10 protein-coding genes, 1 rRNA gene and 2 other annotated features are annotated in these 14,761 nt (G+C 53.7%); of the genes, 5 read left to right on the plus strand and 6 right to left on the minus strand.

Annotation, left to right across the window (positions count from 1 at the left end):
• Window positions 1–308 precede the first annotated feature (308 nt).
• From rrf to R3I13_RS16985, 4 genes are all read right to left on the minus strand, one after another.
• Window positions 309–420: ribosomal RNA gene (gene rrf / locus R3I13_RS16970) — 5S ribosomal RNA — on the minus strand.
• 316 nt (window positions 421–736) lie between these two features.
• Window positions 737–1,581 (minus strand) — a sequence feature (23S ribosomal RNA rRNA prediction is too short).
• Between the two features lies 1 nt (window position 1,582).
• Window positions 1,583–2,317: a sequence feature (23S ribosomal RNA rRNA prediction is too short), on the minus strand.
• A 592-nt stretch (window positions 2,318–2,909) separates the two neighbouring features.
• Window positions 2,910–3,668 (minus strand): tRNA pseudouridine(38-40) synthase TruA, encoded by a 759-nt coding sequence (gene truA / locus R3I13_RS16975; protein WP_346319140.1) that lies wholly within the window; start codon window positions 3,666–3,668, stop codon window positions 2,910–2,912.
• Window positions 3,669–3,751: 83 nt separating this feature from the next.
• Window positions 3,752–5,251, minus strand: coding sequence for a DUF4476 domain-containing protein (locus R3I13_RS16980; protein WP_346319141.1), 1,500 nt, complete (start codon window positions 5,249–5,251; stop codon window positions 3,752–3,754).
• Window positions 5,252–5,271: 20 nt separating this feature from the next.
• Complete coding sequence (locus R3I13_RS16985; RefSeq protein ID WP_346319142.1) at window positions 5,272–5,775, minus strand: biotin/lipoyl-containing protein; 504 nt, start codon at window positions 5,773–5,775, stop codon at window positions 5,272–5,274.
• A gap of 132 nt (window positions 5,776–5,907) precedes the next feature.
• Between R3I13_RS16985 and R3I13_RS16990 the strand changes: the two genes are divergently transcribed.
• From R3I13_RS16990 to R3I13_RS17010, 5 genes are all read left to right on the plus strand, one after another.
• Window positions 5,908–8,499 carry a M1 family metallopeptidase gene (locus R3I13_RS16990; RefSeq protein WP_346319143.1) on the plus strand — a complete coding sequence of 864 codons (2,592 nt, stop codon included), beginning with the start codon at window positions 5,908–5,910 and terminating at the stop codon, window positions 8,497–8,499.
• Window positions 8,500–8,946: 447 nt separating this feature from the next.
• Window positions 8,947–10,269 (plus strand): gluconate:H+ symporter, encoded by a 1,323-nt coding sequence (locus R3I13_RS16995; RefSeq protein WP_346319144.1) that lies wholly within the window; start codon window positions 8,947–8,949, stop codon window positions 10,267–10,269.
• Between the two features lie 42 nt (window positions 10,270–10,311).
• A complete protein-coding gene (locus R3I13_RS17000; RefSeq protein ID WP_346319145.1) occupies window positions 10,312–10,776 on the plus strand; it encodes a RidA family protein in 465 nt (154 codons plus the stop codon).
• Window positions 10,777–10,779: 3 nt separating this feature from the next.
• Window positions 10,780–11,853 (plus strand): D-TA family PLP-dependent enzyme, encoded by a 1,074-nt coding sequence (locus tag R3I13_RS17005; RefSeq protein ID WP_346319146.1) that lies wholly within the window; start codon window positions 10,780–10,782, stop codon window positions 11,851–11,853.
• 24 nt (window positions 11,854–11,877) lie between these two features.
• Entirely contained in the window at window positions 11,878–12,954 is a 1,077-nt protein-coding gene (locus R3I13_RS17010; RefSeq protein ID WP_346319147.1) for a membrane dipeptidase, read from the plus strand.
• A gap of 165 nt (window positions 12,955–13,119) precedes the next feature.
• Here the strand turns inward: R3I13_RS17010 and R3I13_RS17015 are convergent, their stop codons facing one another.
• Both R3I13_RS17015 and R3I13_RS17020 read right to left on the minus strand, forming a co-directional pair.
• A complete protein-coding gene (locus R3I13_RS17015) occupies window positions 13,120–13,599 on the minus strand; it encodes a CHRD domain-containing protein (protein ID WP_346319148.1) in 480 nt (159 codons plus the stop codon).
• Between the two features lie 54 nt (window positions 13,600–13,653).
• Window positions 13,654–14,595 carry a DUF1835 domain-containing protein gene (locus R3I13_RS17020; RefSeq protein WP_346319149.1) on the minus strand — a complete coding sequence of 314 codons (942 nt, stop codon included), beginning with the start codon at window positions 14,593–14,595 and terminating at the stop codon, window positions 13,654–13,656.
• Window positions 14,596–14,761 lie beyond the last annotated feature (166 nt).

Genomic DNA, 14,761 nt, shown 5'->3' on the forward strand with positions numbered 1-14,761 from the left:
CCCGCTTTCCCAGCCCTGCCGCACACTCTGTTTCGATGGGAGTGCAAAGGTAGTGCTTTTTTCCTTTCTTCCAAATTTTTGATCAGGATTTTTAGATTTTATTTTCCTGATCCTCAAGCACTTACATCTTAGTTTTACCTATACTGAAAGCACTGCCGGAAGACCGTAGACACAAAGAACTGCTTGCGCTTTTTTCAAAGCGGATGGCAAAGATAGCAACTTAATCGATTACTACAAAATTTTGCAGGAGAACTTTGTGGGAGGGGGAAGATAAAAAAGTCCCGGTACCAGACCGGGACTTTCAATAAATATGGCAGCTACCTACTCTCCCGCATGATAGTGCAGTACCATCGGCCATGAGGGGCTTAACTTCTCTGTTCGGAATGGGAAGAGGTGAACACCCTCGGCAAAACCACCATAAGATCTTCTGGGCTTCATTGTCCTTTCCTGCCAGGTCCCTGCTTGTCATCCCTGCCTATGGCATAGCGGATGTGAAGGAGTGGCGGCGGACGGCCCGGGTTCTTCTTTCAGATTGCTCTTCAGAGCGGAACCCATCAATAATTTACATATTGGGAAGTTGTAAAACATNTATAAATATTTCATATACCGGGTTCGTCCTGTGGAGCGGAACCCATCAATAATTTACATATTGGGAAGTTGTAAAACATCCGCTTGGATGGAGCCGGCTTGCGCTGGACGCCTCTTGGCGGGGAGTACTAAAATAAAATTAAAGCTTACGGGCAATTAGTATTACTCGGCTGCGATGTTACCACCCTTACACCTGTAACCTATCAACGTCGTAGTCTCCGACGGCCCTTAAAAGTAAACTCATCTTGAGGTAAGTTTCACGCTTAGATGCTTTCAGCGTTTATCTTGCCCGTACATAGCTACTCTGCACTGCACCTGGCGGCACAACAGATACACCAGCGGTACGTACGACCCGGTCCTCTCGTACTAAGGTCATGTCCTCTCAATTTACTAACGATCACAACAGATAGGGACCGAACTGTCTTGCGACGTTCTGAACCCAGTTCACGTGCCACTTTAATCGGCGAACAGCCGAACCCTTGGGACCTTCTCCAGCCCCAGGATGTGACGAACCGACATCGAGGTGCCAAACCTCCCCGTCGATATGAGCTCTTGGGGGAGATCAGCCTGTTATCCCCGGAGTACCTTTTATCCTTTGAGCGATGGCCCTTCCATACAGAACCACCGGATCACTTTAGCCTGCTTTCGCACCTGCTCGGCTTGTGAGCCTCACAGTCAAGCACCCTTTTACTAATGCGCTCTGCGTACGATTACCAACCGTACTGAGGGTACCTTTGCGAGCCTCCGTTACTTTTTAGGAGGCGACCACCCCAGTCAAACTACCCACCAAACAATGTCCTCCCTTACAGGAGTTAGACTCTAAATAACAGAAGGTTGGTATTTCAACGTTGACTCCACGACTCCTGGCGAAGCCGCTTCATAGTCTCCCAACTATCCTACACATCTGGCATTCAAAATCAATGTTAAGTTGTAGTGAAGGTTCACGGGGTCTTTCCGTCCCGTTGCGATTAACCGGCATCTTCACCGATACTACAATTTCACCGAGCTCGTGGTAGAGACAGTGTCCAACTCATTAGACCATTCGTGCAGGTCGGAACTTACCCGACAAGGAATTTCGCTACCTTAGGACCGTTATAGTTACGGCCGCCGTTTACTGGGGCTTCAGTCAGGAGCTTTGGATTACTCCGAACACCCTTCCTTAACCTTCCAGCACCGGGCAGGTATCAGGCTCTATACGTCATCTTTCGATTTTGCAGGGCCCTGTGTTTTTGTTAAACAGTTGGTTGGACCATTTTACTGAGACCACATCACTGTGGTACGCCTTATCCCGAAGTTACAGCGTCAATTTGCCTAGTTCCTTTACCACGGATCACTCGAGCGCCTTAGGATATTCTCCTCGACTACCTGTGTCGGTTTACGGTACGGGCTGCTATAACCTAACCTTAGAGGTTTTTCTTGGAAGTCTGATTAGGGACATTATCAGCGCGGCCGAAGCTTTGCTGTACTATCAGGTTCAGCATTCCCTGCGGATTTACCTACAGAAAATATACCTACACCCTTTAACGCACTATTCCGTAAGTGCGCAGTCCTTTCACTACTCCGTTACCCCATCGAAATTATAGCAGGTACTGGAATATTCACCAGTTTGCCATCAGCTACGCCTCTCGGCTTTGCCTAAGGACCCGACTAACCCTGATCCGATTAGCGTTGATCAGGAACCCTTAGTCTTACGGCGAAAAGATTTTTCATCTTTTTTATCGTTACTTATGCCTACATTTTCTTTTCTATACGCTCCAGCATNTCGGCCAACTTCCAGCTGCGCTTCCGCAGTTGTTTACCGTTAACCTCTTCGCAGATATCAAGGATCCGATCCTCCCGGCCCAAAGCCATATCTCTTGCTGATTTTAAGAACTAATTCCTTTCGTTTCACTCAACCGTTTCGGAAGGGAGTGCAAAGGTAGAAGAGTTTTTATTTCCTTCCAAATATTTCTGAAGAAAATTTCAATCTTTTTTTGAGATCATTTTCTCCCGAAATCCAAGCCTGCAAAGACTTTCAGAAACAAAAACCATGTAAAGAACTGATGTAGTTTACCGCGTTAGCGGGTCGCAAAGGTAGAAGAAGAATTCTTCACAACCAAATTTTTCTTTAGAATATTTATTCTCCCTCCCTGATGTTGAAACCCCGGAAAACCCCTGCTGGTACAGCTTGTAAGCCGTGCAGAAGAAAAGAAAAACCATGCAAAGAACTACGTGTTTTCCGTGTTAGCGGGATGCAAAGGTAGAGACTTTTTCCCGGTACTTCCAAATGTTTTCAGCAATTATTTCTCACAAACAGCCGTAACGCCCGCCAGCAGCGAATCCTATCTTCCAATATTTTTCCCCAACACTCCCTCCGCATACATCACCTGCATCAGGCACAACCCATGCCCCGGCACCGCAAAATCTGCCTGCGTGCAGTCCCTGCTCTCAACAGCAGCGCGGAATTCAGCCATCGTCAGTTTCCCCCGGCCCACCCGCAGCATCGTACCCACCAATCCCCGCACCATCCCACGCAAAAAACGGTTGGCACTAACGTGGTAGACTAAACGACCTTCTTCCTGCTCCCAGTAAGATTCCTTTATAGCACAATTGTACGTCTTCACCTGCGTGTTCCGCTTGCTGAACGTACTGAAATCGGTATACTCCATCACCGCCGCCGCCGCTTCCTGCAACAGCTCCATGCTGATCGTATACGGATAATAATACCCACGGTCGCGCATGAAAGGATCCTTGAACGAATACAAAGTATACTCGTAAGCCCGCCCAATGGCCGCAAAGCGGCTGTGCAGATCATCAGCCACCGCGTAAACGCCCTTCACCGCCACATCCGGCGGCAATATCGCGTTCATCTTATACATGAATTGCGGATGCAGCTCCTTCCCTGTATCAAAATGCAGGAAGTTCTGCCGCGCATGCACGCCGGCATCGGTGCGGCTGGAGCCGGTCGTTTCCACGGTTTCCCGCATCAGCAGGCTGATGGCGCGGTCTATCTCAGACTGCACGGTCAGCGCGTTCTCCTGCACCTGGAAACCGCTGAAACGGGCGCCCATATATGTTACTTCAATGAAATACCTGGCCATGATGCGCGAAAGTAGGGAATTTTAAAACGGCAAATGGTGAACAACAACGTCATTCACCATTTGCCAATATCGGTCTGCAGCGGCTATTTCTTCAGCATGGCCTTGAAACGCCCCTTGTAATAATCTTCTTTCAGCAGGTCTGCCAGGCCCGCGAAATTCTGCGAATCATAGGTTCGCGCATAAGCTGCATCCAGCAGCTGGTAACGGTTCTCCTCGGTAGATATCAGCTGTGTAAGCGCCCTCACCTGCTCGGTGCTCACGCATACGCTGCGGGTGCCCCTCCGGAACGCATCCACCATGTCCTCGTCGGTCTTTTTACCGTTCATGGTACGCAGCAGCTTGCGGAAAGCATCTACTTCCAGCACTTTCTGGCAATCGGAGTTCACCATGTTGAGCGCAGGCTTCTTCTTTCCCTCCGCTACTTCTTCTTTATTGAATTCGGCATTGGCAATGCTGTCTTTGATCTCTCCTTCACGGATGGCCGCTTCGCGCTCGGCCTTTTTCTTCAGCCGTTTGGCTTCACGGGCTTCTTTGGCGCTCATTTCAGTGCTTTCGCCCGCCGCTTCTGCCACTACTTCGCCTGCAGCTTCCGCCGGCGCGGCAGCGGGGGGTGCAGCCGGTGTTGTTGCGGGCGCCGATCCGAAATCGATGAACTCGGGCTCAGGCTGGTCTCGCTTCTTTTTGGATCTCTTTTCTTTTTTTTCTTTCACAGGTTGCTCTTCAACGGGCCGGGACTCGCCACTATCGGGCTGCGCAGCGGCGGTTGCGGTAGTATCTGCCACCAGCAGCGCTTCATCGGCCGCGGCCTTCTTTTCGTCTTCCAGCACGTTATTCAGCAGGGCCTGCTCTTCTTCGGTGAGCGGTTCGCGCTCTTTACCGCGTTTCCTGTTCCTGGGCTTTTTCACTGCCGGCGCCTCACCTTCTGTTACCACGGTTGCCACGGGCGCGGTTTCCGTTACCGGCGGCGGTGTCGGCTTGGGTTTGGGTAACTCCGCCGGCATATCGTCCGGCCGGTCGTCCGTCACCACTTTATCAAGCGCAGAGGCAAAGCTGCTTTTCTTCGCAGGCTCGGTGCTCTTCGGCTCAGCGGTATCGGGCTTTTTAGCCAGCGCGGCTTCTACGTCGGCCTGCACGTTATTGATCAGTTCTTTCTGTTCGGGGGTGGCAGTTTCGCTCGTTACGCGGGTAACGGTAACGTCTTCAGCCGGGGGAGGCGGTGCGCCGCCGGCGGATTTGAGCGTGGCGAAAGTTTGCAGGTCATACAACGCGTATTCCTTCTCCCCGGTGTTTTTCAGCAGGTAACCGTAATCGCGGCTGCCGTTCAACCTGATCACGAACTGCTGCTCGGGGTCTTCGCTTTTCGGGAAACCTACGGTTACCGGCACTTTGCCGGCATGCAGCTTGGGCAGTATCACATACCCTTTAAGGGAAGAGCTGAGCAGCTTCCCGTCTACCTTCACATAAAAAGGCTGCTGCTTTTCGTGTTGTATGTAAACAAAATACGATGGGTCCTGCGCGGAAAGGCCGCTGGCGGCCAGGAGGCAGCAGAACAGATATACCAGTTTCATTCTGAATCGGTGCATAACGTTACCTGTAACAAATATTATTCCAGCACGATCAATACTTCGCCTTTTTCGACGGCGGTGCGCTCGGAGACTTTTATTTCCTTCACCACGGCGTCCGCCGCAGCTTTGAATACATTTTCCATTTTCATGGCTTCCAGGATCAGTACCGGGTCGCCTTTTTGGATGGCCTGCCCGGGCGTTACCAGCACCTTAAGCACCATGCCGGGCATGGGCGCCTTGATGTCATTGAGCTTCCGGCTGGATGTTTCGCTGATGCCCATGGAAGCCAGCAGGCGGTCCATCGGCTCTTCCAGCACCACTTCGTACAAGGCCTGGCCTATCTGGAGGCTGACTGTCTTGGTGTCCCTGTCTGTTTTTACCACCTGCGCCACGAAGCTCTTTCCATCCATGAGAATGCTGAAACCGCCTGAGGGCAGCGCTTCCGCGCTCCAGCTCACCTGTTTCCCGTTACATTCCACATTTCCGGCCCCGGAGGGGGTTATTTCAAATGGCTGGCTGCCATTCACTGTTGCTTTGATCATATTATCTTATCTGGACTGTCCTGTCCATACAAAAATAACAATTTTAACCGCTTGCCTCGTATTTGGGCCATTTGTTTAAATTTGACCCCTGCCCTCAACAGGAGGGCCTATTTTTGAACAAAACGTCTCTTCATGTATTTACAGACCAGGAAATTACCCGGCCTTCTGCTGGCCAGCCTCGCGATCATGGGGCTCACCCTGCAGGCTAACGCCCAATCTCCCGCAGCGGGGAAGGAAGACCCGGAAATGAAAATCTATCGAGCTACAGCCACTAAGATCAACGACCTTATCCATACCAAGCTGGACGTGCGTTTCGATTATGCGAAACGTTACCTCTACGGGAAAGCCTGGATCTCCCTCAAACCTCACTTCTACCCCACGGACAGCCTGACGCTCGACGCGAAAGGAATGGACGTAAAATCCGTATCCCTGGTGCAAACCAGCGGTACGTCCACTATCAAATTCCCCAGCGAGGCTATGTTGAAGGCCGCACGCACCACGCCGCTGAAGTTTGATTACGACGACCAGCAGATCCGCGTGCAGCTCAACCGCACTTATAAAAACAACGAATCCTACACGATCTACGTTGAATATACCGCCAAACCCGACGAGGCGAAAGTGGAAGGCAGCGCGGCCATTACAGAAGCAAAAGGCCTTTACTTCATCAACCCCGACGGTAAAGACCCCAACAAGCCCATCCAGATATGGACGCAGGGCGAAACGGAATCTTCTTCCGTATGGTTTCCCACGATAGACAGGACCAACCAGAAAACCACCTCCGAGATCAGCATGACGGTGGAAAAGAAATACGTGACCCTCTCCAACGGTAAGCTGGTGAGCCAGAAACCCAATGCAGACGGCACCCGGACAGACACCTGGCGCATGGACCTCCCGCATGCCCCCTACCTGTTCATGATGGCCGTGGGCGACTTCTCCATCGTGAAAGACAGCTGGCGCGGGAAAGAGGTGAACTATTATGTTGAAAAAGCCTACGCCCCTCATGCCAAAGCCATTTTCGGCAACACGCCCGAAATGATGACCTTCTTTTCCAAGCTGCTGGGCTACGACTATCCCTGGGTGAAATATTCGCAGGTGGTAGTACGGGATTATGTTTCCGGCGCTATGGAAAACACCACGGCCACTATTCACGGCGACTTCCTCCAGAAAACGGACCGCGAGCTGCTGGACGACGACGACCGCCTCGGCGAATCCGTGATCGCGCACGAACTGTTCCACCACTGGTTTGGCGACCTCGCCACCGCGGAATCCTGGAGCAACCTCACCATGAACGAATCTTTCGCGGACTACAGCGAATACCTTTGGTTTGAGCATAAATTCGGGAAAGACGCTGCGGACGAGCACAGTTATTCCGCCATGAATAACTACATGGAATCCGCCGAATACCAGGGAGACCGCCACCTGGTGCGCTTCCACTATCATAACAAAGAAGATATGTTCGATGCCGTAAGCTACCAGAAAGGCGGCCGCATCCTGCATATGCTGCGCAATTACCTGGGCGACGACGCTTTCTTTAAAGGCCTGAACCTCTACTTGCGCGAAAACGCTTTCAAAGCCACCGAAGCGCACCAGCTGCGCCTGGCCATGGAAGACGTATCCGGCCAGGACCTGAACTGGTTCTTCAACCAATGGTATTTCGGCGAAGGTTATCCCACGCTCGATATTTCCTACGATTACAACGAAACCGGCAAGGCCAAAGTGATCATTGAGCAGAAAGGTGACAAAATATTCGACCTGCCTTTCGCCATCGACGTATATGCCGGCGGCAAAAAGGAACGCCACAAAGTGCGCCTCAGCGAGAAAAAAGCCACTTTCTCCTTCCCCGTGAGCGGCAAGCCCGATTTCGTGAATGTGGATGCAGACAAGGTGCTGATCGTGAAAAAGACCGACCGCAGGGATCTGAACACCTATGTTTTCCAGTATAAAAATGCACCCAATTACCTGGACCGCCGCGAGGCCATCGAAGCCTGTACCAAACAGCAGACCAGCAACGCCGGCGCCCGCGAAACGCTGATCGCCGCGCTGAAAGACAAATACGAAGGCCTGCGCGTACTGGCTATTTCAGGCTTGAAGATCGAAAGCAACGATATCAAAACCGCCGCGCTGCCCGTGCTGAAAGAGCTGGCAACGAAAGACGCCTTCGCCCCCGTGCGCGCCGCGGCACTCAAGCAGCTGGGCAAGCTGAAAGACCCGCAATACATGCAGCTCTTCGAAGCCGCGCTGAAAGACCGTTCCTACATGGTGGAAGGCACCGCGCTGAACGCCATTGCCGAGCTGGATGTTAAAAAAGCCTACCAGCTGGCCAAGATCATGGAAAAAGACGCGAAAGGCCTGCTGAACAGCGGTATTGCGAGCGTATACGCGAAAAACGGCGATGTGAGCGATGTGCCTTTCTTCGCAGCCAAACTGAAGGAAAGCACCGGCCAGGAAAAGATCGGCGCAGCCATCATGTACCTCAACATCCTCGCGATGGTAGACGATACGCCCACTGTCAACAAGGGCATCGACGAGGTAGTGGATGTGGTGACCGGCTTCAACAACAATTGGGTGAACGACTACATTGTGAACCTGCTGGGCCCCATCGCTAAAAAGAAACAGGAAAAAGCGGCCGCATCTTCCGGCGAGCTGCGCAATGCGCTGAACAGCCAGGCGGATCACATCCTGAAGGCCGCCGCCAAAATAAAAGAAAACAGCAAAGACGAATAGCTGGGGTGACGCCGGCGCCGGAACCATCCTCAACCGCCGTTGCGTCGCACTCTTCAGCTTTACATCTCTTTTCAGCTTTTTTAAAGCAGCTCTCGTAGGGAGCTGCTTTTTTATTTAAAAAGACCGTCATTGCTGGGAGTTGAGTGCGGATTTTGTGCAGGAGGCGCGACGAAGCCGGGAAAGCCGTCATTGCGAGGAGCTGCAGAGCCAAAGCGGGGGGAGCGACGAAGCAATCTCCTGCATTTGATTGACACACCTCATGTTAGGAGATTGCTTCGTCGCGCTTCCTGCCGCACAGGATGCCCTGTTGCTCCTCGCAATGACGGGTTTTCCATTCTCAATGACGGTCTTTTCCATATCGGCACAAACAAGCGGATAATTATTTTATTTATAAATGCCCGCTCATTATTTTTTATATTGGGTAGCACTAAAATTCCACCGTCTGCTATGATCTCACCCTTGTTACTCGTCCTGTTTGCCATCCTGCTGCTGATCCTGCTCATCATGTGGGCAAAGCTGGATACCTTCATCTCTTTTATTGTAGTAAGCATATTGCTCGCCCTTGCCTGCAGGCTGGACGGGCCGCAGATAGGCAAAGCCATTTCCACCGGCATTGGCAGCACGCTGGGTTCGCTGGTCACCATTCTCGGCTTCGGCGCCATGCTGGGCAAGCTGGTGGCAGACAGCGGCGCGGCGCAGCAGATCACCACTTCCATGGTGCGCCTCTTCGGCCTGCGGAACATCCAGTGGGGAATGGCGCTGGCGGGCCTGCTGGTGGGCATTCCCATGTTCTACACCGCCGGCTTCGTGATCGTGGTGCCGCTCATTTTCGCCACAGGCATTTCCACCCGCCTGCCGCTGTTGTACCTCGGCATCCCCATGATATCCGCGCTTTCCACCGCCCACGGCTTTTTGCCGCCACATCCTTCGCCTACGGCGCTCTGCCAGCAGCTGGGTGCAGACCTTGGCAAAACGCTCGTATACGGCCTCATCATCGCCGTGCCTACCATTGCGCTTGCAGGGCCTTTGTTTGGCAGCACGCTCAAAAAAATGCAGATCACGCCGGAACAGGGCCTGCTCAATATCCATTTCCGCGAAGCGAACGAACTGCCGGGCCTCGGCATCAGTCTTGCCACTGCCCTGCTTCCCCTCATCCTGCTCACCATCACCACCGCGCTGGATCCCGTGCTGGCAGCCGGCAGCGCATTGCAGCGCTTCATCGCCATCATCGGCGACCCGAACATTGCTATGCTGCTGTCTGTACTTGTGGCAGCATATTTCCTGGGGCTGCGCCGCGGCCAGGGCATGAAGCAGGTGATGAAGTCCATGGAAAACGCTTTTAAGGAAGTGGCTCCCATCATGCTCATCATTGCCGGCTCAGGCGTGTTTATGCAGGTGATCAAAGACGGCGGCATCAATACTTACATCGGGCAGTCGCTCAGCCATTTGCCGGTTTCGCCGCTGGTGCTGGGCTGGATCATCGCAGCGACCATCAGGGTATGCGTAGGATCAGCCACAGTGGCGGGTCTTACCACGGTCGGCATTCTCCTTCCGCTCATCCGGCAGGATGTGGTGCACCCGGAGCTGATGGTGCTCTCCATCGGCGCGGGCAGCCTGATGTTCTCACATGTGAACGACGGCGGGTTCTGGCTGTTCAAAGAATACTTCAATCTCAGCCTGAAACAGACCTTCGCCACCTGGTCCGTCATGGAAACCATCGTGTCGCTCAGCGGGCTGGCAGGCGTGCTGGTATTGCAGCAATTTGTGTAGGAGCAAAATCATTTTATTGGATAACTTTAAACAAAATTCGTGATGAACGCAGCAGAAAATTTTGAATCGCTCGGCCTTGAATTACCTCCCGCCCCCGCCCCCAAAGGGGTTTACAAGCCTTTACTGATCGTGGACAAATTTGTATATGTATCCGGCCACGGCCCTGTTTTGCCGGACGGCACTTTGCTTCACGGCAAAGCCGGCCTGGATGTGAATGCAGACGGCGCAAAGCTGGCCGCACAGCAGGTCGGGCTCACTATTCTCTCCACCCTGGTGGCGCAGCTCGGCAGCCTCAACAGGATCAAAAGGGTTATCAAAATACTCGGCATGGTGAATGCGGTGCCCGATTTCGGCAAACATCCCTATGTGATCAACGGCTGCAGCGAACTGTTCGTAAAAATATGGGGGCCGGATAATGGCGTGGGCGTAAGAAGCGCCGTGGGCATGGGCTCCCTGCCAGACGATATCACCGTGGAAATTGAAGCTGTTTTTGAACTGGAAGACTAGCATATGCAACCTGACTATCGTAACAACATCGCGTCACCGGCGCTCCTGGTATTTAAAGAGGAAGTTGCCCGCAACATCGACAAGATGATATCCATGGCCGGGAGCGCCGAAAGGCTCATCCCTCACGTGAAAACGCACAAGATGGCGCCCATTGTGCAGATGCAGCTGGCCAAAGGCATCACGCGCTTCAAATGCGCTACTTACGCGGAAGCCCTCATGCTGGCGGAAGCCGGCGCCAAAGACATCGTGATCGCTTACCAGCAGAATTCTCCCACAGCAGAAGCTTACGCCGCGCTCACCCAGCGTTTTCCCGGCAGCTCGTTCGCCTCACTGGTAGACAACCTCGCCTCCGCGCAACTCCTCGACCGCATTTTCGCAGCCATCAACGCCAAAGCCGGCGTGTACATCGATATAGACAACGGCATGCACCGCACCGGCATTGCGCCAGGGAAAGCGCTGGCGCTGTACAAAGAACTGCGGCAGCTGCCGAACGTTTTCTGCCGCGGCCTTCATGCTTACGACGGCCACATCCGCGAAACGGATTACGCCCAACGCACCGCCCGGTGCGACGAAGCGTTTGCGCCTGTTGCCGAACTCGCCCAACACATGGAATTCCCGGAAATCATCGCCGGCGGCACGCCTACCTTCCCGGTACATGCGCGCCGCAGCAACGTCATGCTCAGCCCGGGCACCTGCATTTTGTGGGACGAAGGTTATGCCACCGGTTGTCCCGAACAGGATTATGTGCCAGCCGCGCTGCTGCTCACACGCGTACTGTCCAAACCCATGGAAGGCCACATCACGCTTGATCTCGGGCATAAAGCAGTGTCTGCCGAAAACCCTGTTACCAAACGCGTATTTTTCCATGAACTGCCGGAATACGAAGTGATCTCCCAGAGCGAAGAGCACCTGGTGGTGAAAACGCCGCATGCGGATAAATTCAATATCGGCGATATGCTGCTGGGCACGCCCTGGCACGTGTGCCCCACGGTAGCGCTGTACAACGAGGCGCAGGTGATAGAGAACGGCGCAAACACCGGTACATGGGCCATTGCAAGAGGCCGCAGGATCAACTGAAATATCTCACAACCAAATAGACCTATGCAATCTTTCATTTTTGACGCGCACCTGGACCTGAGCATGAACGCCCTGGAATGGAACCGCGATCTCACCAAATCCATTCAGGCCATCCGCGACCGTGAGAAGGGCCTTTCAGATAAACCGGACCGCGGGCGCGGCACCGTGTCGCTGCCCGAAATGCGCAAGGGCCGCGTAGGCTTGTGCGTGGCCACGCAGATAGCCAGGTATGTGGGGCTGGACAATCCTTTGCCCGGTTGGCACTCGCAGGAGCAGGCCTGGGCGCAAACGCAGGGCCAGTTGGCCTGGTACCAGGCCATGGAATCGCGCGGCGAAATGAAGCAGATCACCAATGCGGCGGAACTGGGCGCCCACCTTAAACTCTGGGAAAATGCGGAAGACACCAGCTCCCTGCCGGTCGGATTCATACTCAGTCTTGAAGGAGCGGATTCCTTCTTTGAGCTGGCCTGCGTTGAAAAAGCCTATGCATCCGGCCTCCGTGCTATCGGGCCAGCTCATTACGGCCCGGGCGTATATGCTTTCGGAACGGATTCCAGCGGCGGCCTGGGCACCAAAGGCAGAGCGCTGCTCACAGAAATGGAGCGCCTCGGCATTATCCTCGACGCCACGCACCTCTGCGACGAGAGCTTCTTTGAAGCTATGGATCATTTTTCAGGCGCGGTATGGGCCAGCCATCACAACAGCCGCGCATTGGTACCGCACAACCGGCAGTTCTCGGACGAGCAGTTTTCCATCCTCATTCAGCGCGGCGCCGTGATAGGCACAGCCCTCGATGCCTGGATGCTTACGCCCGGCTGGGTGCGCGGTGAAAGCACGCCTGAAAAAATGAACGTGAGCATGGAAAATGTCGTGAACCATATCGATCATATCTGCCAGCTGGCGGGCAACAGCCGCCACGCCGCCATCGGCTCCGACCTGGACGGGGCTTTCGGTACGGAGCAATCCCCTTATGACCTCGGCACCATCGCGGGGCTGCAAAAGATCCCGGAGATCCTGCGCAAGCGCGGTTATGCCGAAGAAGATATCGACAACATCACCAGCAAGAACTGGATCCGTTTCTTAATGGATGCCTGGAAATGACCGGCAACAAAAAGGGCCGCCGTAGCAGCAGCCCCTTCTCCGGTCACAGAAAGCAGAATGGTTGCAACCGGACCCTTGTATTGTTCACTCTATTATTCGGATTGTTTTAAACGGCTGTTCTGCCAATGCAGAACAGCCGTTTTCCTTTAGCCGTCCTTTATCTCACTAGTAGGTAAGTTCTATCTGTCCGCGTATCTCACCGCCGCCAAAGGCTGCCGTGTGAATGTTCACATACCATTTGCCCGCCAGCAGGTCTTCTTCTTTTTCAGTAGTGCCGTTGATGATAAATTTCGTTGTGAAGCTGCCGCTGGCCGTGGAACTGAACAACGTCGCGAAGTTGTGCAATACGCCTGCGTTAACGCCTCTTGCGGCCGGGCCGTGAATATGCATGAGGGTAGCATTGCCTGTAAGGCCCTGCCAGCGTACGGTAATGGTGAGCTCTTTGCTCTCGGGATTGTAGGTGGCATCGAAGCTGCCGGTGGCGGCAGATGCATTGGCGGGGTTTTCCTGCGCCCCGGTCATGGGAGCATTGGTTACTTTATAGAGTTTTTTCTCCTCTTTTTTGTCGTCATCCTTACTGCAGGCCACTGCCAGTGTGCAGAACAGCCCCATTACGATAAATACCCAGGCGTACATTTTTTTCATAGCGTTCGTGTTTGAAAAGTATACGAAGGCATATGCCCGGGGGTTGCCTGGGGTTTACGAATGGACCACCCTGCCCTCTTCATCATCCCAGCGCCAGGGGGTTTGATCCAGCGGGATGCCGCCTATCCAGATGTTTTGGCTGGAGGCGAACGAGAGGTAATTTTCTTCCTGTTTCAGCACTTCTTCTCCCAGCCCGGTGATGCTCAGCATTTCGTCTTCGCGTTTCACTACGCCGGCCTGCTGTAAGCGGTGGGTATAGAGGTCCAGCTGGAAATCCCCGAAGCCATAGATCTTCAACTCATCCCAAAACTGGTAATAGAGGTCGCGTTCGCGCAATTTCCCCAGCGCCAGCCTGTCCAGGAAAAAATGTTCCACTGCATTGAGGCCGTTGGATGCGTTGGGAAGCCGCTGCAGGTGCGCCTGCAAGGCTTTGCCGAGGTAAGGAAGGTGACGGCTTGGGCGGCGGCTGAGCTCCTCCAGCGCCAGCGGATCGTCTGCACTATAAGCTTCCCAGGCGGCGCGGGCCAGTTGCCAATCTTCCTGTTGAATGTAAATACGGGTTTCGAAAAGCGGGGGCAGATGATGGGATTGCAGCATGCCAAGGCCGCGGAAATTTGGCACGTCGGGGTGATGATCGAGCTGTACGATGCTGACGGGCGGCAGCTTTACGGATAACTGGCCGAGGTAATACAGCACAAACACGAGGTTCACCTGGCAAAAGAGATCAAATTCAAACCAGAGTACGATCTCATCGTAACCGGATGCTTTTTGCAGCAGTTGTTTGTCCCGCTCCACGTCTGCGAGGTAGGCTGCGCTGTCTATGCCATAAGCCTGCTGGAGGAAAGCGGCGCGTTCTTCGAAGAAGCGGGGCATGTTGCGCGTGGCGGGCGTTCTGCCTTCGCAGAGCATTTCGCGCCAAACGATCACGTCTCCTTCGATGCCACTGTCCTGGAAAATGGAACGCGTGGCGTCGCCATTAAGAATATGTAGGAACATAATAACAGGTTTTCGATGCTGGAAATGCTGCTGACAACCTTGTTTATCAATCGCGTTTTCACATCAAAAATCCGTTATTGATAATGAGTTACCAGCTGCCGCTTGCGCCGCCGCCACCGCCGGAGCCGCCGCCAAAGCCGCCGAAGCCACCGCCGCCGCCGGACCA

This window comes from Chitinophaga sp. YIM B06452, from assembly GCF_039655965.1.
Lineage (GTDB): Bacteria > Bacteroidota > Bacteroidia > Chitinophagales > Chitinophagaceae > Chitinophaga.